Source organism: Photobacterium piscicola (assembly GCF_046058925.1).
Lineage (GTDB): Bacteria > Pseudomonadota > Gammaproteobacteria > Enterobacterales > Vibrionaceae > Photobacterium > Photobacterium piscicola.
On the sequence record NZ_CP175534.1, the window covers coordinates 883,331 to 903,076 of the forward strand.

Below are 19,746 nucleotides of genomic sequence, written 5' to 3' on the forward strand. Positions count from 1 at the left end.
AGAATTAGTGCGCGCGTAGCTCAGCTGGATAGAGTACTTGGCTACGAACCAGGCGGTCGGAGGTTCGAATCCTCCCGCGCGCACCATCATTTAAAAGCAATAGACCTCAATGTTTGTTGTTGTAACAGAATTAGTGCGCGCGTAGCTCAGCTGGATAGAGTACTTGGCTACGAACCAGGCGGTCGGAGGTTCGAATCCTCCCGCGCGCACCATCATTTAAAAGCAATAGACCTCAATGTCTGTTGTTGTAACAGAATTAGTGCGCGCGTAGCTCAGCTGGATAGAGTACTTGGCTACGAACCAGGCGGTCGGAGGTTCGAATCCTCCCGCGCGCACCATCATTTAAAAACAATAGACCTCAATGTCTGTTGTTGTAACAGAATTAGTGCGCGCGTAGCTCAGCTGGATAGAGTACTTGGCTACGAACCAGGCGGTCGGAGGTTCGAATCCTCCCGCGCGCACCATCATTTAAAAACAATAGACCTCAATGTCTGTTGTTGTAACAGAATTAGTGCGCGCGTAGCTCAGCTGGATAGAGTACTTGGCTACGAACCAGGCGGTCGGAGGTTCGAATCCTCCCGCGCGCACCATCATTTAAAAGCAATAGACCTCAATGTTTGTTGTTGTAACAGAATTAGTGCGCGCGTAGCTCAGCTGGATAGAGTACTTGGCTACGAACCAGGCGGTCGGAGGTTCGAATCCTCCCGCGCGCACCATCATTTAAAAGCAATAGACCTCAATGTTTGTTGTTGTAACAGAATTAGTGCGCGCGTAGCTCAGCTGGATAGAGTACTTGGCTACGAACCAGGCGGTCGGAGGTTCGAATCCTCCCGCGCGCACCATCATTTAAAAGCAATAAACCTCAATGTTTGTTGTTGTAACAGAATTAGTGCGCGCGTAGCTCAGCTGGATAGAGTACTTGGCTACGAACCAGGCGGTCGGAGGTTCGAATCCTCCCGCGCGCACCATCATTTAAAAGCAATAAACCTCAATGTTTGTTGTTGTAACAGAATTAGTGCGCGCGTAGCTCAGCTGGATAGAGTACTTGGCTACGAACCAGGCGGTCGGAGGTTCGAATCCTCCCGCGCGCACCATCATTTAAAAGCTCAGCTTAGGCTGGGCTTTTTTTATGCCTCCATTTTGATCGTTTTATTACCTTTTCTTTTAAAAAATACCCTTCTGAGTGACTGGCTGGCTTATGGCTAAAATCCATTTTTCATCGCCATCGTTATTGCACTATGAAATAAAAGACTAAATAACAACCGATTAATCGACTTGGTATTATCAACGTTAAATAGTTTGTATGATTGAAACGTAATAGATTAAGTGATGGTGGAATGTGTATTGTTAATTAATGAGATAACAACTTAATGACAGAATTAATGAACGGTGATCTTGGATTATGGGTACTGTTTGCGACGGGGTTTTTAAGTGCGACGTTACTACCTGGCGGCTCTGAGGCTAATCTTATTGCGGCGTTAAAGGTAGGAGATAATCCTGTTTGGCAAATTGTGGCCGTGGTGACCATTGGTAATACCCTTGGTGGTTTAACTAATTATTGGTTAGGTTTATTACTGCCAGATAAGACAGCAGACAATAAACACAGCAATAATGCATTATTATGGTTAAAGAAATACGGTTATTGGAGCTTACTGTTAAGCTGGATGCCATTGATTGGTGATCCATTATGTTTAGCCGCCGGATGGTTGCGAATGCGTTTTTGGTGGTGTGCTGTCGCTATTTTTATTGGGAAAATGATCCGCTATGTTGCCTTGGCCGTGATTGTGCTAGGGTTATTTCCCGGATTATCTGTGTAAGGAAGATATTAACGTGCAAAAGTGGGTTTTAAGTGCAGCATTACTTTCATTAGCTGGCTGTAGTCAATGGAGCGAAGAGACTTCATTAAATAATAATTTACCGCAAGGCGTTAAATTTATTGAGCAAGTGAAGGCGGTATCAGGTAAAGCTGTCATTCCTTACAGTAAATATCAATTGGCAAATGGACTTATCGTTATTTTGTCGCCTGATGATTCAGATCCACTGGTGAATGTCGATGTTACTTATCATGTCGGCTCTGCACGTGAACAGCAAGGAAAGTCAGGTTTTGCCCATTTCTTTGAACATATGATGTTCCAAGGCTCAAAACATGTTGGCGATCAACAGCATTTTCGTTTAATAACTGAAGCCGGTGGTACTCTTAATGGTAGCACTAACCGTGATCGTACTAATTATTACGAAACGGTACCCGCCAATCAACTCCAAAAAATGCTGTGGTTAGAGTCTGATCGTATGGGCTTTTTATTAGATGCGGTGTCGCAGCGTAAATTTGAAATTCAACGCTCAACGGTTAAAAATGAGCGTGCTCAGAACTTTGAAAATCGTCCTTATGGGTTGATTTATGAGAAAATGGGCGAGGCACTATATCCACGTAGTCATCCATATTCATGGCAAACCATTGGTTATGTAGAAGATCTTGATCGGGTTGATGTTAATGATCTTAAAGCCTTTTTCTTGCGTTGGTATGGGCCTAATAATGCAACGCTCACCATTGGTGGTGATATTAATAAAGCCCAAACATTAGCATGGGTTAATCAATATTTTGGCTCGATTCCACGTGGACCTGAAGTTAAAAATGCGCCGAAACAACCGGCAAAATTAGCACATGATCGCTTTATTACCCTTGAAGATAATATTCAACAACCAATGCTTATGATGGGCTGGCCAACGGCGTATCTTGGCGCGAAAGATCAGTCGTCATTGGATATGCTTGGACAAATTATTGGTAGTGGTACTAATAGCTTACTGTATCAAAAATTAGTTAAGACTGGTGATGCTGTTGATGCCGGCGCTTTTCAAGATTGTGCTGAGCTAGCATGTACTATGTATGTTTATGCTATGGCTCCAAGTGGTAATCAGGGTAATTTAAAGCAACTGCGTACTAAGGTGATGGCTGTTGTTAATAGTATTGAAACTCAAGGTATTAACTCTCAACAACTGAATGAAATTAAAGGCTCCGTTGCTGCAAGTGCCATTTATGGTTTGCAAAGTGTGGCAGGAAAAGTATCACAATTAGCGGCTTATCAAACCTTTTTTGGTAACCCTAACTATTTACCGACAGAGCTCGCAAATGTTAATCGAGTCACGACTGATAGTGTGATGGCTGCTTACAATAAATACCTATACCAGCAGCCAAGCGTGAGTTTAAGCGTGGTACCTAAGGGGCAATTACAACTACAGGCTGCGCAGCCTAACTTTACGCCTGCTCCTCGCCATTTATCTCAACACCATAAGATCAAAGAACAAGATCTGGCTTATCGAACGGTAACAGATAACTTTGATCGTAGTGTGATGCCACAAGCATCGACCCCAGTTAAGGCAGTGATGCCAAGTTTATATGAATTTAAATTAGCCAATGGCATTAATGTTATTGGGACTGAATATAAAGAAACCCCAACTATTACTTTACAGTTAGAGGTGCCAGCAGGACGCCGAGTTGAGCCTGAAGGTAAAGCGGGATTAGCACAATTGACCGCCGCGATGATGAATGAAGGCACCGAGAAGTTAACTGCGGAAGCGATGGCATCACAACTGGATACCTTAGGCAGTAGTATTACTGTTAATGCTGGACTTTATGGCTCTACAATTTCATTAACTACGCTGACGAAGAATCTACCTCAAACACTGGCTTTGTTTGAACAACGACTATTGATGCCTAATTTTACAGCGTCTGATTTTAAACGCTTAAAGAAACAGATGCTTGAAAGCATTGTTTATGAACATCAAAGTGCTGACTGGTTAGCAAGCCAAGCTACGCGTGATGTGTTGTTTAAAGGCACGGTATTTAGCCGTTCGACAGAAGGGACTCAAGCATCGATTAATAATATTACATTACAAGATGTTAAGGACTTCTATCAGCGTTATTACACTCCTAATGGTGCTGATGTTGTTGTTGTTGGTGATATTAGCTCAACAACGTTAAATACCGATTTAGCACCTTTAGCTGCATGGAAAGGACAACCTAAACCTGTATTCTCGACGCCAATATTGCCTCAGCTATCACAACAAGCTGTATGGTTAGTGAATAAACCCCATGCGCCACAAACGGTGATTCGATTTGTGCGTCAAGGCTTAGCTTATGATGCTACGGGTGAGTTATTTAAGACCCAGTTGGCTAATTTCAATTTAGCGGGTAATTTTAATAGCCGTTTAAATATGAACTTGCGTGAAGATAAAGGCTATACCTATGGTGCTGGCGGGTATTTAACCGGTGGACGTGAAATTGGTATGGCAAGTTTTTATGCGCAAGTACGTGCGAATGCAACCTTGCCCGCGATCAAAGAGTTTATGGCGGAATTAAAACGCATGAGCATGACGGGTTTAACGGATAAAGAAGTGAAATTTATGCGGTTAGCTGTTGGTCAACAAGATGCATTAAGCTATGAAACGCCAGCTAAAAAAGCGGCGTTATTAGGTACTATACTTAATTATGATCTACCCAAAGATTTTGTGGCTCAACGAAACCAGATTGTGGCGACAATTACGAAAGCTGAAATGGATAAATTAGCGAAAAAGTGGTTTAACCCTAAAGATTATCAAATAGTTATTGTTGGGGATGCAAAAGCATTATTACCACAATTAAAGACCTTAGATTTACCTATTCATCAATTAGCACTTAATCAGTAATATAGACTCACAGTATCAGTCTTTATTAAGTTAAAGACTGTTACTGTGTAGTGCATATGTTTCACAATCATTAATACTATAAAGCATGGTAATCCTGCTAAATAATGATTACCCTGTTTTCTTCAATTAGATAACAACGAGAATAGCCTTCATGACTTTTTCCGAAAGGTTGCAACAGGTTGCCAAAAATCCTGAAGCATTAACACAGTTAGGGCGTGGTCTTGAGCGTGAGTCTTTGCGTATCACAGAAGATTTACAAGTCTCTTCATTGCCACATCCTACAGCTTTAGGTTCGGCATTAACAAATAAGTGGATCACCACTGATTTTGCTGAATCCTTATTAGAATTCATTACGCCAGTTTCTCGTGATGTTGACGATCTACTTGCACAATTAGACGATATTCATAAGTTTTCATTAAGCCATATGGCTGGCGAGCGCTTATGGCCGATGTCTATGCCATGTTTTGTTGGTGACCAAGATGAGATTGAATTAGCACAGTACGGCAGTTCAAATACTGGTCAAATGAAAACCCTTTACCGTGAAGGCTTAAAACGCCGTTACGGTAGTGTGATGCAAATTATCTCTGGGGTGCATTTTAATTTTTCTTTCCCTGATACTTTTTGGGATAGTCTATTTGGCGATCAAACAGAGCAGCAACGCCAAGACTCAGTTTCTGATGCGTACTTTGGTTTGATTCGTAACTACTATCGTTTTGGATGGTTAATTCCGTATTTATTTGGTTCATCACCTGCGCTATGTGGTTCATTTATTCAAAATGAAGCATTAAAAGCATCATTTGAAAAAGTAGGTAAAGGTACTTACTTTTTAGAGAATGCAACTGCATTACGGTTAAGTGATTTAGGCTATACCAACCACGCCCAAAGCTCGTTGAAAATTGGATTCAATAGTATTGACCAATATTTAACCGGACTTAACAGTGCTATTCACACCCCATCGGAAGAATTTTCTGAGTTAGGAGTGATGGTTGATGGTAAACGTCAGCAACTCAACAGTAATGTATTACAAATAGAAAATGAGTTGTATGCGCCTATTCGTCCTAAGCGTGTAGCTAAAAGTGGTGAAAAACCATCAGAAGCATTAAAGCGTGCCGGTGTAGAGTATATTGAAGTGCGTTCACTTGATGTGAACCCATTTAGTCCGATTGGTATTGATGAAGATCAGGTGCGTTTTCTTGATCTATTTTTAATCTGGGCAACACTAACACCCTCGCCTGATATGACTGATTGTGAATTAGCATGTTGGCGTGAGAATTGGAATAAAGTGGTTGTTGATGGCCGTAATCCAGAATTACTGCTTAAAATTGGTTGTGATGGTGAAGAACTACTGCTTAAAGCCTGGGGACGTCGTGTTTTTGCTGAATTAGAGCAAGTTGCGATTACACTTGATGGTTTATACGGTAACGATAAATACCAGCAAACTCACCAACGCTTATTAACTTGGATCGAAGATCCACAGTTAACGTTTTCAGCTAAGCTACTTGATCAGATTAAAACTTATCAAGGTATTGGTCCTCTTGGTGATTATTATGCAACGGCGCATGCGAAGCAATTAGCACAACAAGCATTCCGTTTTTATGATCAAGCGACGTTTGAGCAAGAGGTGGCGGCATCGGTGATTAAACAACATCAGATTGAACAAAGTGACACACTTTCATTTGATGAGTTCTTAGCAGATTATTTTGCAGATGTTGATGTAGAAATACCGATGTTAACCAAATAAGACATCATATCAAGCTGACATTTTCTAAGTGTCAGCTTTTTTTTGATCAAAATTCGTGATTAATAATATAAGGTAAAAAATGCGCTTACGTGTACGATTACTATTACTGACAGTGGTGGCTTTGATTGTGAGTGGTTGTGCGACACCACCGCCAAGTAACCAATCAAATTTATGCAGCATCTTTCGTCAATACCCTGATTGGTATGAAGATGCTGTCGATATGCAGCAAAAATGGGGTACGCCGATTAATGTTGTGATGGCAATCATGAAGCAAGAAAGTAGTTACCGTCATGATGCATTACCGCCTAAAGACTATGTGCTTGGATTTATTCCATGGGGACGGGTGAGTAGTGCGTATGGGTATGCGCAAGCGCAAGATCCTGCATGGGCTGATTTTCAAAAACACACTGGGCATGGTGGTTCACGCAGTAGTTTTGATGATGCAATACAATTTATTGGTTGGTATACCCATGAAACACAACGTCAATTAGGTGTTTCTAAATGGGATGCGTATGGACAATATTTAGCTTATCACGATGGCCGTGGTGGTTATAAACGCGGTACTTATCGAAGTAAACCGTGGTTAATGAAAGTCGCTCGTAAGGTTGAACAGCAATCAAAAAACTACGGCTGGCAACTAAAACAATGCCGCAAAGAGCTCGATAACAATAAAAGTTGGTGGTAGGTTAATTGGAATATGCACTGCAGTAATTAGGTGCTAGGATTTATTTTTAAGACAAGGAGAAGTAAGCAATGCCGTTACTTGATAGCTTTACTGTCGATCACACTAAAATGCATGCGCCAGCAGTTCGGATCGCCAAGACCATGCAAACCCCTAAAGGCGATACGATTACCGTGTTTGATTTGCGTTTTTGTCGTCCTAATGCCGATATTCTCAGTGAGCGTGGTATTCACACGTTAGAGCATTTGTATGCAGGCTTTATGCGTCAACACCTAAATTCAGCCACCGTGGAAATTATTGATATTTCACCGATGGGATGTCGTACCGGTTTTTACATGAGCTTGATTGGCACACCAACCGAACAAACTGTTGCTCAAGCTTGGTTGGCGGCAATGAACGATGTGCTAGCCGTCGCGACTCAAGAGCAGATACCTGAGCTCAATGAATACCAATGCGGTACTTATAGTATGCATTCGTTAACAGAAGCAAAAGCGATTGCAACTGCGATTATCAATGCGGGTATTGAGGTCAATAAAAATGATGCTCTTGCTTTACCTGAAGCAATGTTGCAGCAGTTACACGTAAAATAATCACAAATATTGAATACTAAAAAAAGCCGCATTGTGTATAAAATCATAATGCGGCTTTCTTCTTTAAGTACTATTTCTTTGATTATTAATTGAAACTAGTGCGATCAGTGGTTGTTAAGCTTTTGTTCTGTTTTAGATTGTTTCTCTGGATTATTGTTTGTCGGCAATACTTTAACTAATTTAATCATATTACCAGCAACCTCAATGATTTCCATTTTATGACCGTTAATATCAACTTTGATCTTTTCATCTGGAATATATTCTAAATGTTCAAGAATAAAGCCATTTAATGTACGAGGCCCATCTGTTGGTAATTGCCAGTTTAAGCTCTTATTAAGGTCGCGAATATTGGCACTGCCTTCAATTAATAAGCTACCATCTTTTTGTAAGGTAATCTCTTCGGCCAGCGTAGGTGCAATTGAGGTGGTAAACTCGCCGACGATCTCTTCTAGAATATCTTCAACAGTGATTAAACCTTGAATATCACCGTATTCATCAACAATCAAACCGATACGCTCTTTATTGCGTTGAAACTTTAATAGCTGAATATTGAGCGGTGTACCTTCTGGAATGAAATACACTTCATCAGCGGCACGCAGTAGGTTTTCTTTGCTGAAATCATTCTTATCCATCATTAAGCGGTAGGCTTCACGGACACGTAACATACCAACCACCTCATCAATACTGTCGCGATATAAGACAATACGGCCATGTGCCGAATGGCTTAACTGGCGCACAATGGATTTCCAATCATCATTGACATTGATCGCCGCGATTTCATTGCGGGGAATCATTAACTCTTCTACGGTGACATTTTCTAAATCAAGAATAGAAATCAACATATCTTGGTGACGACGAGGGATCAGTGAACCCGCTTCATTAACAATAGTACGCAGCTCTTCAGAGTTAATATTTGATGCGGTATCGTTATCTTTTTTGACACCTAGAATAAACAAGAAGCCATTCGTAATGCCATTAACAAACCATACTAATGGGTAGAGTAATTTCATTAATATGTTAAGTAAGATGCTGCTAGTATAAGAGACTTTTTCTGGATACAGTGCTGCTACTGTTTTTGGGGTTACTTCAGCAAAAACAAGGATCACAATAGTCAATACTGCCGTTGCAATAGCGACGCCAGCATCACCGTAAAGGCGCATGCCAATAATGGTCGCAATGGCTGATGCAATAATATTAACCAGGTTATTACCGATCAGAATTAAGCCTAATAAACGGTCGGTACGTGAAAGGAGTTTCTCTACTCGCTGAGCCCCTTTATGTCCTTGACTGGCAAGGTGGCGTAACTTATAACGGTTGAGGGTCATCATTCCCGTTTCAGAACTTGAAAAGTAAGCTGAAATGATGATCATAAGAGCAAGTAAAGCAAATAATAAGCCTGTGGAAATTTGGTCCAAAAGGGGCAGTCCTTAACAGATTAAGCAAATATTGTTAGTCATTGAATAACTGAACAATATATAGATAAAGCAGCAGCTATTATAAAAATAAGTGTAGCAATAATTTAGGTGTCTGTAGCGTAACTAGCTACCAATGATAATTTCTTTGACAAAACGGCTTCCGAAATAGGCTAATGTCAGTAAAAAAGCACCGGCGAGGCTAAACCAAACGACTTTACGCCCGCGCCAGCCTTGGCGGTAATGTCCCCATAACAGTACGCTGTAAATTATCCAAGCCAGTAAAGATAGAATGGCTTTATGGGTTTTACCTTGGGCAATAATGTCGCCAATAAAGAAGTAGCCGCTGATCAGTGTGACGGTTAATAAACTATAACCGACGATAATGATCTTGAAAAGTTGGCGCTCTACCATCATTAATGGTGGAATGTTAGGATTAATCTGTAAGCTTTTTTTATGCTTTAATTTATGATCAAGCCAAGCCAGTTGTAACGCATATAAAGTTGCGATCATTAGCGTTGAATATGAGAACAATGCGATAGAAATATGCACTAAAGCTTGCGGTTGGGCTTCTAAATGGGTAATAAAGGCACCAGGTAACATAGTGGCGGCAAACAAGTTAATCGCAGCAAAGCTGTATACAACAGGTAATAGGAACCAAATCCGCATTTTTAACATTGCAAGCGTGGTTAAACTGGCAACAATAACGCTAATCAGTGATGCAACGTTAAGGATACTGAGGTTTTGACCCGTTGTGGCAAAAATAAGATCTTTAAGTAATAGCAAATGTAAGGCAATAGCAATAATGGCGGTAATAAAAACCGGTTGAGTTTTAATACCATTATTGTTAGCAAGTCCTGGGACAACAAGCAGCAGTGCAATGATATAAAAGCATACTGCAGGGATGGCAATTAGCATGTCCATAGTCAACCAGAGAGCTCCTTAGTAACGAATAGCTATTTTTAATATTTAGAGGCAGCAATTATACCCTGCTCAAACCTTCGTCGCCAATGTAATCCCAAAAAGAGCTGTGGGTTTACATGAAAGACCGAGCTTTTTTGCGGTATACTTGCAGTAATTTTGATAATTTTGCAATTTTGATTGAGTTGCGTAACGAGCGAGTAGCACCACATGTTCGAAAATTTAACCGAGCGTTTATCGCGAACGCTTAAAAATGTCAGCGGCCGTGGTCGTCTTACGGATGACAATATAAAGGATACCTTGCGTGAAGTGCGGATGGCATTACTCGAAGCCGACGTTGCGCTACCTGTTGTTCGCGAATTCGTTAAGCGTGTAAAAGAGCGTGCAGTAGGTACTGAAGTATCAAAAAGCCTCACGCCTGGCCAAGAATTCATTAAGATTGTTCAATCTGAACTAGAATCTGTAATGGGCGAAGGCAATGAAGCACTTGATTTAAGCTGCCAACCGCCTGCTGTTATCTTAATGGCTGGTTTACAAGGTGCGGGTAAAACCACCAGTGTAGGTAAATTAGGTAAGCTTTTAAAAGAGCGTGACAAAAAGAAAGTTTTGGTTGTTTCTGCCGATGTTTACCGCCCAGCGGCAATCAAACAGCTTGAAACATTGGCAACCGATGTTGGTGTGGATTTCTTCCCATCAAGCGTTGAGCAAAAACCATTAACGATTGTAAAAGCAGCGCTAGAACACGGAAAAACCAAGTTCTATGATGTGGTGATTGTCGATACCGCAGGCCGTTTGCACGTTGATGAAGAAATGATGGGTGAGATCAAAGACATCCATCAAGCGCTAAATCCGGTTGAAACTCTGTTCGTGGTTGATGCCATGACGGGTCAAGATGCGGCCAATACAGCGAAAGCATTTAATGATGCATTGCCACTAACTGGTGTTATTTTAACCAAGGTTGATGGTGATGCACGTGGTGGTGCGGCATTATCTGTACGTCATATTACAGGTAAACCAATTAAGTTTTTAGGTGTCGGTGAAAAAACAGATGCTTTAGAACCGTTCCATCCTGACCGTGTTGCTTCCCGTATTTTAGGTATGGGTGACGTTTTATCGTTGATCGAAGATCTAGAACGTAACGTTGATAAAAAAGAAGCAGAAAAATTAGCTAAGAAATTTAAAGATAAAAAAGGGTTTGATCTTGAAGATTTCTGTAGCCAGCTTCAGCAAATGAAAAACATGGGCGGCATGATGGGCATGCTCGACAAACTTCCTGGTATGTCGCAATTACCCGGTGATATGAAAGATAAAGTTGACGATAAAATCTTCATGCAAATGGAAGCTATCATCAATTCAATGACGAAAGGCGAACGTGCTCGACCTGAGTTAATTAAAGGCTCACGTAAGAAGCGTATTGCTGCTGGTTCTGGTACTCAAGTACAAGATGTGAACCGTTTATTGAAGCAATTTACCCAGATGCAAAAGATGATGAAAAAGATGCAAAAGGGTGGAATGAAGAATATGATGCGTCAAATAAAAGGCATGATGCCTGGTGGCGGTATGTTCCCAGGCCGTTAATAGTCTGATTTTTAATGGTTTTAAAGCTTTTATTCTACTTAAACGGTGAAAAAGTAACTAAAGCAGTTGCATTCGTCGCCCCAAAGGGTAAAATTCCGAGGCTTTATTTTGGCACGGACCTCGTTATTATAGCGGGGTCATTTAATTTACAGTAATGCAAAGAGGACGATATGGTAACCATTCGTTTGGCACGTCACGGCGCTAAGAAGCGTCCATTCTATCAAATCGTTGTTGCTGACGCACGTGCTCCACGTGACGGCGCAAACATCGAGCAAATCGGTTTCTTCAACCCACTAGCTAAGGGTCAAGAAGAGCGTTTACGTTTAGATCTAGATCGCGTAAACCACTGGTTAGGTCAAGGCGCATCTGCGACTGATCGTGTAGCTAAACTAATCAAAGATGCAGCTAAAGCTGTAGCTTAATTAGTACTTAGGTACAAGAGAAAAACGATGAGTATTAAAAACCAAGACCACATTATTGTCGGTAAACTGGGTGCCACCTACGGTATCAAGGGTTGGCTCAAAGTTTTTTCCTACACCGAACAATCTGAAAGTATTTTTTCCTACACCCCTTGGATGATTAAAATCAAAGGCGAGTGGACGGAAATCCATGTTGAATCATGGAAACGCCACGGTCAAGGTCTTGTTGCTAAACTAGAAGGCATGGATATCCGCGAGGATGCACAAGTTTTCACTAATGTTGAAGTAGCAGTTTTGGCTGATCAACTACCCGCATTGTCAGATGAAGAATTCTACTGGCGTGAGTTGTTTGGTATGTCAGTTGTCACTACTGAAGGTTACGACCTAGGTAAAGTCACTGATATCCTGGAAACAGGTTCAAACGACGTGTTAGTTGTTAAGGCAAATCTTAAGGATGCTTTCGGACAGAAGGAACGTTTAATCCCGTTCCTCGATGAGCAGGTCATCAAGTTGATTGATCGCACTGCTCAGCGGATCGAAGTTGACTGGGATCCTGAGTTTTAACCTCCGGTAATTAAGCGAGTGAGCATATGTGGGTTGGAGTAATCAGTCTTTTTCCTGAAATGTTCTCTACCATTACCAATTATGGGGTAACAGGCCAGGCGGTAAAAAAAGGCCTTTTGAGTGTTGATACGTGGAATCCTCGTGATTTTACGCACGACAAACATCGTACGGTGGATGATCGACCGTATGGTGGTGGACCAGGTATGTTAATGATGGTACAGCCTTTGCGCGATGCCATTCACACTGCCAAAAAGTCTGCAAAAGGTCAGGCTAAAGTAATCTACCTTTCCCCTCAAGGCCGTAAGCTGGATCAAGCTGGTGTTGAGGAGTTAGCGCAGACAGAGAATTTAATTCTTATCTGTGGTCGCTATGAAGGGGTTGATGAGCGCATTATCCAGCAAGAGGTAGACGAAGAATGGTCTATCGGTGATTTTGTGTTAACGGGTGGCGAATTACCTGCCATGACGTTGATTGATGCAGTGGTTCGGTTTGTTCCGGGTGTACTGGGTGATTTTACGTCAGCAGAAGAAGATTCTTTTGCAAATGGTTGGTTAGATTGTCCTCATTATACAAGACCTGAATTGTTGGACGGGCATGAAGTACCTGCGGTATTAATGTCTGGCAATCATAAAGAAATTAGTCGCTGGCGATTAAAGCAATCGTTAGGCCGTACATGGCTGAGAAGACCAGAGCTCCTGGAAAACCTAGCTCTGACTGACGATCAGGAATTCTTGCTCGCGGAATTTATCCGCGAATATAAAGCAAGCATTTAATTAATTTAGTATCAGTTTATTCTAGGGTATATACCAAATGAGTAACATCATTAAAGCTCTTGAGCAAGAGCAACTAAAAACAGACCTACCGACTTTCGCACCAGGTGACACTGTTGTTGTACAAGTTAAGGTAAAAGAAGGTGACCGTGAGCGTCTACAGGCTTTTGAAGGCGTTGTAATCGCAATCCGTAACCGTGGTCTACATTCAGCATTTACTGTTCGTAAAATGTCGAACGGTGAAGGCGTTGAGCGTGCGTTCCAAACTCACTCTCCAGTAGTTGACAGCATTACTGTTAAACGTCGTGGTGCAGTACGTCGTGCCAAGTTGTACTACCTACGTGAGCGTTCTGGTAAATCAGCACGTATCCGCGAGAAGCTTACTAAGAAATAATAAGCGTCTGACGTTTATCGAAAAGCCCACCTATATGGTGGGCTTTTTTTTACTTTAAATTTGAGTAAAGAAAAACCAGCGCTAAGCACTGGTTTATTTGTATTGCTATCTGTTAGTTACCAGAGGTTAGCTTTTTGACGATAAAGGAGACGTTGTTGGCTGCTCTTCATCACAATCAATCACGCCTTTACCTTGTGATTTTTTAATGATCATCAATGTAATACCGATTGTCGCTATCATGGCGATAATGGTAGATACCGCCATTGGCAAGCCAAAGCCCAGTTGATCGTTATTGAGAATAAAACAGATACATACCGTGGTCATGAACATTGCAGGAATGGTTGCTACCCAATGTAATTTATCAAGTCGTAATAGATAAGCCGATGCTGTCCATAACATCATTACAGCTGTGGTTTGGTTTGCAAAGCCAAAGTAACGCCAAATAATCGCAAAATCGACTTGGGTTAAAATGGCGCCTAATACAAACAGTGGCATGGCCATTAATAAACGATTACGTAATGGCTTTTGATCCATATTGAAATATTCAGCCAAAATTAAACGGCTAGAACGGAATGCAGTATCACCCGAAGTGATCGGCAAAATTACCACTCCAAGAAAGGCAATGATGCCACCAAAAACGCCTAACAAGCCAAACGATGAGCTATAGACTACATTACCGGGACCACCGTTAGCGACGGCGTCAGAGAGTGCTTCAATTGAACCAAAGAATGATAGCGCTAGTGCACACCAAATTAGCGCAATAATACCTTCCCCAATCATGGCACCATAAAAAATAAATCGACCATTTTGTTCGTTTTCAATGCAGCGTGCCATTAGTGGAGATTGAGTGGCATGGAAGCCTGAAATAGCACCACATGCAATGGTAATAAACAGTGCTGGCCATAATGGTAAGTCATTAGGGTTCATGTTAGTGAACATGTGATTGATTTCAAAGCCACCTAATAATTGATGTTCATCTGAAATGCCGATTGCAGTAATTAATCCAACAGACATGAAAATGAGTAACGCACCAAAGAAAGGATAAAAACGACCAATGATTTTATCTACCGGTACAATTGTAGCCAAAATATAGTAACCAAAAATAATCACGACCATGGTGGTCATCGAGACATTTAAGTTAGTTTGATCGTTAATTAAATTAGTGATCATTCCTGCTGGCGCTGAAACAAATACAACCCCCACAAGCAGTAACAGTACGATAGCAAAGATATTCATAAAATGTTTTGCACCGTTACCCAAGTAGCGTCCTGTTAATGTGGGGACTGATGCGCCACCGTTACGAACTGAAAGCATGCCTGAGAAATAATCGTGGACGGCGCCCGCAAAAATACAGCCTAGAGCAATCCATAACATTGCCGCCGGGCCGTAAAGTGCGCCCATAATCGGACCAAATATAGGACCGACCCCCGCAATGTTTAATAGCTGCACCAAGTAGACTTTATTATTAGACATCGGGACATAATCGACTCCATCTTGCTTGGTATAAGCGGGAGTTTGGCGGTTAACATTTACACCAAAGACTTTTTCAATAAAGCTACCATAAATAAAATAGCCGCCAATTAGGGCAGCAACACAGAGTAAAAACCACGCCATATATATCCTCGTTATCTAATGTGTGACTCAACTAAAAGGGATTGCATTATTTCTGCTGCCAACCAGTGTAATGGTTTCAATTTTTAGCTTCTTAAGATAATGTTATGAATGTGATATGCATTAGTGTTCAATAATAACTTCTCTCGATATTTGCTAATATAAGCACGTTTTTAATGTGGTATAGCTGTTGATGTGTTTTTCTAAAAGGAATTGAAAATGATAGATAAAGTTTTATTACCGATTGTGATTACTGCTTTAATGACGGGATGTGTGACGCAAAAGAAATTAGTTTTGAATGGCGATTTTCATCAATTAGGCTTTTATAATGGTATTTCTGGTAGTGAAAAATTATCAAGTGATACGCTCGCAACGATCACTCAAAAATATGATTCAACAATGGTATTTGATTATGACAGCTATCAGAAAGGGTACTTACAAGGATTGGATCAATATTGCAGCTTAGAACATCTTTTTAAATTAGGTGAGCAAGGAAAAGTAAATTGGGGTGTATGTGAATATCGTCGTCATCAAGAAGGTTTATATGTCACTAAGTGGCAACAAGGCTTTGAACGCTATGGGACAATGGAGCCGCGTTTTTAATTCAATAGCGTTTGAGATAGCTGTCATAATAAAAAGTTGTGAAACCAATTAGAATGCCATTTGTAAATAAAAGTTTACAAATGGCATTTTATGTTTACAAGTTGTTGCAAAGGTGATGATGCAGTTGTTATGTTGGTGATAGAATATTTATAACTGGCAGAGATCACTGATGGAAAAAGATGGCTTAAACAACATTCATATTGCAGAAGAATCCGTATTAATTACGCCTGCGCAATTGAAACGTAAGATGGCAGTATCTAGTACGGCGTTGGCATTTATTGAGCAGTCACGTCAAACGATTGCCGATATTATTCATCATCGCGATCATCGCTTATTGGTGGTATGTGGGCCGTGCTCGATTCATGATATTGAACAAGCGAAAGCATATGCTCAAAAGTTAAAACGCTTGGCGGCTGAATTAGATGACCAGCTTTATATTGTGATGCGGGTGTATTTTGAAAAACCGCGTACAACAGTGGGTTGGAAAGGATTAATTAACGATCCTTATCTTGACGGTTCGTTTGAAATTGAAGAAGGGCTACATATTGGGCGTCAATTACTGATTGATTTAGTTGAAGAGGGAATACCTGTTGCGACTGAAGCTCTTGATCCGATCAGCCCCCAATATTTAGGTGACTTGTTTAGCTGGTCTGCTATTGGTGCTCGCACTACTGAGTCACAAACACACCGTGAGATGGCGAGCGGATTATCGATGCCAGTCGGATTCAAAAATGGCACTGATGGCAGCTTAGCGACGGCTATTAATGCAATGCAAGCGGCAGCATCTGGACATAAGTTCATGGGGATTAATCCTAATGGACAAGTTGCTCTACTTGCAACGCAAGGTAATCCTGATGGTCATGTTATTTTACGTGGTGGTAAACAAACCAATTATGATTCTGTATCAGTGGCTGAGTGCGAAACAGAAATGACAGCCTCAGGTCTGACGCCATCGCTGATGATAGACTGTAGCCACGCAAACTCTCTTAAAGATTATCAGCGTCAGCCTTTAGTCGCGACAGATGTGATTCATCAAATTCGAGAAGGCAATCGTTCAATTATTGGTTTAATGATTGAAAGTCACCTTAATGAAGGGAGTCAAAGCGCAGATTTACCATTACAAGATATGGCTTACGGGGTCTCAATTACCGATGCGTGTATTAGTTGGGAAACAACAGAACAAGTATTACGAAAAGCCCATCAAGAGTTAGTGCCGTTTCTACAAAATAGAATTAAATAACCCTTTGCATTATAGTTGCAGTTGGATAAATACGGATGTCAAAAGTCATGGTTGCTGAGTTAAGCATATTAAGAGATCAAATAGACGATGTTGATCGTCAAATGGTGGAGCTATTAGCGCGCCGTTTAGCGTTAGTCGAACAAGTTGGTGTTGTTAAGAGCCAACATGGATTGCCTATTTATGCCCCTGATCGTGAAGCGGCAATGTTGGCATCTCGCCGTCAAGAAGCAGAGTCAAAAGGTGTACCTGCTGATCTGATTGAAGATGTGTTACGGCGCACGATGCGGGAATCATATTCCAGTGAAAATGACTCTGGGTTTAAATGTTTAAATCCGCAATTACGTCCAATTGTGATTATTGGTGGTTATGGTCAACTTGGGCAATTGTTCCAACGTCTATTTACCTTGTCTGGTTACCAAGTACGTTTACTCGGTAGCCAAGACTGGGATCGAGCAGATGAGATATTGCATGATGCGGGAATGGTGGTTGTTTCTGTCCCAATTCATATGACAGAAGCAATCATTACCAAATTAGGTAATTTGCCTGATGATTGTATTCTCACTGATCTTACGTCGGTTAAAAGTGGCCCACTGCAAGCGATGTTAGAAGTGCACTCAGGGCCTGTGGTTGGTTTACATCCAATGTTTGGCCCTGATATTCCAAGTTTAGCCAAGCAAGTGGTTGTTTACTGTGATGGCCGTAACCCTGAAAGTTACCAATGGTTGTTGGAGCAGATTCAGATTTGGGGAGCATCATTAAACCGTATTAGTGCGATTGAACATGATCAGGGGATGACGTTGATTCAAGCTTTACGTCACTTTACCTCGTTCGTTTATGGGGTTCATTTAGCCGAAGAAGACCCAAAAATAGAACAATTGATGTCACTAAGCTCGCCGATTTACCGCTTAGAACTTGCCATGGTTGGACGGTTATTTGCTCAAGATGCGCAGTTATATGCTGATATTATTATGTCAGCACCTCAGAACTTAGCGATGATCAAACGTTTCCATCAGCGTTTTGGTGAAGCAATTGATATGTTAGAGCGCCAAGATAAAGTGGCCTTTAAACAAGCTTTTGGACAGGTTGAGCATTGGTTTGGTGACTATGCACAGCATTTTTTAGTCGAGAGCCAAGGACTACTTAGACAGGCGAATGATTCAACTCGACATAAATAAATAGCGTTCAATTTCAGAACTTACTTACTAAAAAGCCCACGTTTAATCATGAAGGTGGGCTTTTTTAATGACGCTAATATGCACTTTCCTCAGTATTATTATTCGCTGAATTCAACTTCAGTCGGGGTCACATTTTCACTCGGGTAGCAGCCTAAGACTTTAATAAAGCGGGTTAAGCGGGTGAGGTCTTCTAAGACTTGTTGCATTAGTGGATCTTTTAAATTGATCTCGACATCAACATAGAACATTTCTTCCCATGGATTACCAATGACTGGGCGAGATTCCAGTTTAGTCATATTTATTTTGGCATTACGAAGCACCACTAAACATTCAACTAATGAGCCCGCAGCTTGTGCGGTTGACATAATCAATGTTGTTTTGGCTGGAATTAATGAATTGACGCTAACGGGCTTACGGGCAACAACAATAAAACGGGTAAAATTTTCTTGTTGGTTAGCAATGTTGGTTTTAATTGGGGTCAAACCGTAAATTTCACCACTAGATGCATTACCAATAGCCGCAATATTAGGTTGTTTTAGCTCAGCAACCGTTAACATAGCATCGGCAGTACTTGGGCAATATTGTTGATTAATTTTTCCCATTCCATGAAGGAATTCGCTGCATTGCTGATGGGGTTGTGGATGGGAATATAGGGTGTCTATTTGTTCTATTTGTGTATCAACAGCAGTCAATAAGCAATGTTCTATTGGCTGGGTTATTTCCCCGACGATTGATAAACTGGTGTGTTGTAATAAGTCATACACTTCATTGATTGAGCCAGAGCTGGTGTTCTCTATTGGTAGTACACCATAATCGGCATGACCTGTTTCTACTTCATTGACGATATCTCGAAAACATGAACAGCTAATTTCCACTAATTGGGTTTGTTTGCGGCTAAAATAATTGCGGCTTGCAAGGTGTGAATATGATCCTTTGGCACCTAAAAAAGAGACTCGTGCTGTTGGGGAAGCATTTTCTGGATTAAGTAAGCGCTGTAAGTAAGCTTGTTGATAGAGAACCGAGTCTTCAATGATGGTGTGAAAAATTTGAGTAACGTATAGTGGATCAAGTTGATGTTCTTTTCCCGTGTCGATTAAGCGTAATAGCAATGCTTGCTCACGTGCTTGATCACGAACGGGTTTAGCGGTATTAATTTTACTTTTAGCGACTTCAAGACTTAGTATGCGTCGTTCAGCCAAAAGTGCTAATAATGCATTATCGATGCGAGTGACATTATTGCGAATCTCATCCAATGAAGAGCGTGTGTTATCGGTCATAGCGATCCCTATTATGATCGGCTTTCTTAAACCTGAAAGCGGTATATTATCGTTTTATCATTGCAGTCCACATTAGGCAGGGTGGC

The 19,746-nt window shown here is 41.2% G+C and carries 17 protein-coding genes and 9 tRNA genes; 22 read left to right on the top strand and 4 right to left on the bottom strand.

Translation table 11 applies throughout. The features are described 5' to 3' along the window. Positions 1-9 precede the first annotated feature (9 nt). From ACJZU6_RS04365 to luxS, 14 genes are all read left to right on the top strand, one after another. Positions 10-86, top strand: a tRNA-Arg gene (locus ACJZU6_RS04365). Positions 87-135: 49 nt separating this feature from the next. Next, positions 136-212 (top strand) — tRNA-Arg (locus ACJZU6_RS04370). Between the two features lie 49 nt (positions 213-261). Further along, positions 262-338 (top strand) — tRNA-Arg (locus ACJZU6_RS04375). Positions 339-387: 49 nt separating this feature from the next. Next, a tRNA-Arg gene (locus ACJZU6_RS04380) sits at positions 388-464 on the top strand. A gap of 49 nt (positions 465-513) precedes the next feature. Further along, positions 514-590, top strand: a tRNA-Arg gene (locus tag ACJZU6_RS04385). A 49-nt stretch (positions 591-639) separates the two neighbouring features. Beyond that, a tRNA-Arg gene (locus ACJZU6_RS04390) sits at positions 640-716 on the top strand. Positions 717-765: 49 nt separating this feature from the next. Next, positions 766-842 (top strand) — tRNA-Arg (locus ACJZU6_RS04395). A gap of 49 nt (positions 843-891) precedes the next feature. Continuing rightward, a tRNA-Arg gene (locus tag ACJZU6_RS04400) sits at positions 892-968 on the top strand. A gap of 49 nt (positions 969-1,017) precedes the next feature. Beyond that, positions 1,018-1,094: transfer RNA gene (locus tag ACJZU6_RS04405), tRNA-Arg, on the top strand. Between the two features lie 276 nt (positions 1,095-1,370). Further along, entirely contained in the window at positions 1,371-1,817 is a 447-nt protein-coding gene (locus ACJZU6_RS04410; protein WP_080158196.1) for a YqaA family protein, read from the top strand. 13 nt (positions 1,818-1,830) lie between these two features. Then, positions 1,831-4,683, top strand: a complete 2,853-nt coding sequence (locus ACJZU6_RS04415) for a M16 family metallopeptidase (RefSeq protein WP_408900695.1) — start codon at positions 1,831-1,833, stop codon at positions 4,681-4,683. A gap of 151 nt (positions 4,684-4,834) precedes the next feature. After that, entirely contained in the window at positions 4,835-6,424 is a 1,590-nt protein-coding gene (gene gshA, locus ACJZU6_RS04420; protein WP_408900696.1) for a glutamate--cysteine ligase, read from the top strand. 79 nt (positions 6,425-6,503) lie between these two features. Continuing rightward, complete coding sequence (locus ACJZU6_RS04425; protein ID WP_080158193.1) at positions 6,504-7,109, top strand: hypothetical protein; 606 nt, start codon at positions 6,504-6,506, stop codon at positions 7,107-7,109. A gap of 68 nt (positions 7,110-7,177) precedes the next feature. Beyond that, positions 7,178-7,696, top strand: coding sequence for an S-ribosylhomocysteine lyase (gene luxS, locus ACJZU6_RS04430; RefSeq protein WP_080158192.1), 519 nt, complete (start codon positions 7,178-7,180; stop codon positions 7,694-7,696). A 104-nt stretch (positions 7,697-7,800) separates the two neighbouring features. Here the strand turns inward: luxS and ACJZU6_RS04435 are convergent, their stop codons facing one another. Then, entirely contained in the window at positions 7,801-9,111 is a 1,311-nt protein-coding gene (locus tag ACJZU6_RS04435) for an HlyC/CorC family transporter (RefSeq protein ID WP_080158191.1), read from the bottom strand. A gap of 123 nt (positions 9,112-9,234) precedes the next feature. Beyond that, positions 9,235-10,032 (bottom strand): inner membrane protein YpjD, encoded by a 798-nt coding sequence (locus tag ACJZU6_RS04440; protein WP_080158190.1) that lies wholly within the window; start codon positions 10,030-10,032, stop codon positions 9,235-9,237. 207 nt (positions 10,033-10,239) lie between these two features. On the opposite strand from ACJZU6_RS04440, the gene ffh reads away from it, so the two are divergent. The 5 genes from ffh (at position 10,240) to rplS (ending at position 13,754) form a co-directional block, all read left to right on the top strand. Further along, positions 10,240-11,607 carry a signal recognition particle protein gene (gene ffh / locus ACJZU6_RS04445; protein WP_408900697.1) on the top strand — a complete coding sequence of 456 codons (1,368 nt, stop codon included), beginning with the start codon at positions 10,240-10,242 and terminating at the stop codon, positions 11,605-11,607. 170 nt (positions 11,608-11,777) lie between these two features. Further along, positions 11,778-12,029: a 30S ribosomal protein S16 gene (gene rpsP / locus ACJZU6_RS04450; protein ID WP_080158188.1), complete on the top strand. Its 252-nt coding sequence runs from the start codon at positions 11,778-11,780 to the stop codon at positions 12,027-12,029. Between the two features lie 27 nt (positions 12,030-12,056). Beyond that, positions 12,057-12,590 (top strand): ribosome maturation factor RimM, encoded by a 534-nt coding sequence (gene rimM, locus ACJZU6_RS04455; RefSeq protein ID WP_080158187.1) that lies wholly within the window; start codon positions 12,057-12,059, stop codon positions 12,588-12,590. Positions 12,591-12,616: 26 nt separating this feature from the next. Then, complete coding sequence (gene trmD, locus ACJZU6_RS04460) at positions 12,617-13,363, top strand: tRNA (guanosine(37)-N1)-methyltransferase TrmD (protein WP_408900698.1); 747 nt, start codon at positions 12,617-12,619, stop codon at positions 13,361-13,363. A gap of 37 nt (positions 13,364-13,400) precedes the next feature. Beyond that, positions 13,401-13,754, top strand: a complete 354-nt coding sequence (rplS, locus tag ACJZU6_RS04465) for a 50S ribosomal protein L19 (protein WP_080158185.1) — start codon at positions 13,401-13,403, stop codon at positions 13,752-13,754. A gap of 126 nt (positions 13,755-13,880) precedes the next feature. On the opposite strand, the gene ACJZU6_RS04470 is transcribed toward rplS, so the two are convergent. Then, complete coding sequence (locus ACJZU6_RS04470) at positions 13,881-15,368, bottom strand: carbon starvation protein A (protein WP_408900699.1); 1,488 nt, start codon at positions 15,366-15,368, stop codon at positions 13,881-13,883. A 216-nt stretch (positions 15,369-15,584) separates the two neighbouring features. Between ACJZU6_RS04470 and ACJZU6_RS04475 the strand changes: the two genes are divergently transcribed. From ACJZU6_RS04475 to tyrA, 3 genes are all read left to right on the top strand, one after another. After that, positions 15,585-15,968 (top strand): DUF2799 domain-containing protein, encoded by a 384-nt coding sequence (locus tag ACJZU6_RS04475; RefSeq protein ID WP_408900700.1) that lies wholly within the window; start codon positions 15,585-15,587, stop codon positions 15,966-15,968. 169 nt (positions 15,969-16,137) lie between these two features. After that, positions 16,138-17,208, top strand: a complete 1,071-nt coding sequence (locus ACJZU6_RS04480) for a 3-deoxy-7-phosphoheptulonate synthase (RefSeq protein ID WP_107277166.1) — start codon at positions 16,138-16,140, stop codon at positions 17,206-17,208. A 47-nt stretch (positions 17,209-17,255) separates the two neighbouring features. Continuing rightward, complete coding sequence (gene tyrA / locus ACJZU6_RS04485; RefSeq protein ID WP_080158386.1) at positions 17,256-18,383, top strand: bifunctional chorismate mutase/prephenate dehydrogenase; 1,128 nt, start codon at positions 17,256-17,258, stop codon at positions 18,381-18,383. 98 nt (positions 18,384-18,481) lie between these two features. On the opposite strand, the gene pheA is transcribed toward tyrA, so the two are convergent. Beyond that, positions 18,482-19,660: a prephenate dehydratase gene (gene pheA, locus ACJZU6_RS04490; protein WP_327770218.1), complete on the bottom strand. Its 1,179-nt coding sequence runs from the start codon at positions 19,658-19,660 to the stop codon at positions 18,482-18,484. Positions 19,661-19,746 lie beyond the last annotated feature (86 nt).

Excerpts from the sequence above, each read along its gene's own strand:
- ACJZU6_RS04475 (WP_408900700.1), top strand. The coding sequence starts at position 15,585 with ATGATAGATAAAGTTTTATTACCGATTGTGATTACTGCTTTAATGACG.
- rpsP (WP_080158188.1), top strand. The coding sequence starts at position 11,778 with ATGGTAACCATTCGTTTGGCACGTCACGGCGCTAAGAAGCGTCCATTC.
- ACJZU6_RS04480 (WP_107277166.1), top strand. The coding sequence starts at position 16,138 with ATGGAAAAAGATGGCTTAAACAACATTCATATTGCAGAAGAATCCGTA.
- rimM (WP_080158187.1), top strand. The coding sequence starts at position 12,057 with ATGAGTATTAAAAACCAAGACCACATTATTGTCGGTAAACTGGGTGCC.
- gshA (WP_408900696.1), top strand. The coding sequence starts at position 4,835 with ATGACTTTTTCCGAAAGGTTGCAACAGGTTGCCAAAAATCCTGAAGCA.
- ACJZU6_RS04470 (WP_408900699.1), bottom strand. The coding sequence starts at position 15,368 with ATGGCGTGGTTTTTACTCTGTGTTGCTGCCCTAATTGGCGGCTATTTT.
- ACJZU6_RS04410 (WP_080158196.1), top strand. The coding sequence starts at position 1,371 with ATGACAGAATTAATGAACGGTGATCTTGGATTATGGGTACTGTTTGCG.
- tyrA (WP_080158386.1), top strand. The coding sequence starts at position 17,256 with ATGGTTGCTGAGTTAAGCATATTAAGAGATCAAATAGACGATGTTGAT.
- trmD (WP_408900698.1), top strand. The coding sequence starts at position 12,617 with ATGTGGGTTGGAGTAATCAGTCTTTTTCCTGAAATGTTCTCTACCATT.
- ACJZU6_RS04425 (WP_080158193.1), top strand. The coding sequence starts at position 6,504 with ATGCGCTTACGTGTACGATTACTATTACTGACAGTGGTGGCTTTGATT.
- rplS (WP_080158185.1), top strand. The coding sequence starts at position 13,401 with ATGAGTAACATCATTAAAGCTCTTGAGCAAGAGCAACTAAAAACAGAC.
- pheA (WP_327770218.1), bottom strand. The coding sequence starts at position 19,660 with ATGACCGATAACACACGCTCTTCATTGGATGAGATTCGCAATAATGTC.
- ACJZU6_RS04440 (WP_080158190.1), bottom strand. The coding sequence starts at position 10,032 with ATGGACATGCTAATTGCCATCCCTGCAGTATGCTTTTATATCATTGCA.
- luxS (WP_080158192.1), top strand. The coding sequence starts at position 7,178 with ATGCCGTTACTTGATAGCTTTACTGTCGATCACACTAAAATGCATGCG.
- ffh (WP_408900697.1), top strand. The coding sequence starts at position 10,240 with ATGTTCGAAAATTTAACCGAGCGTTTATCGCGAACGCTTAAAAATGTC.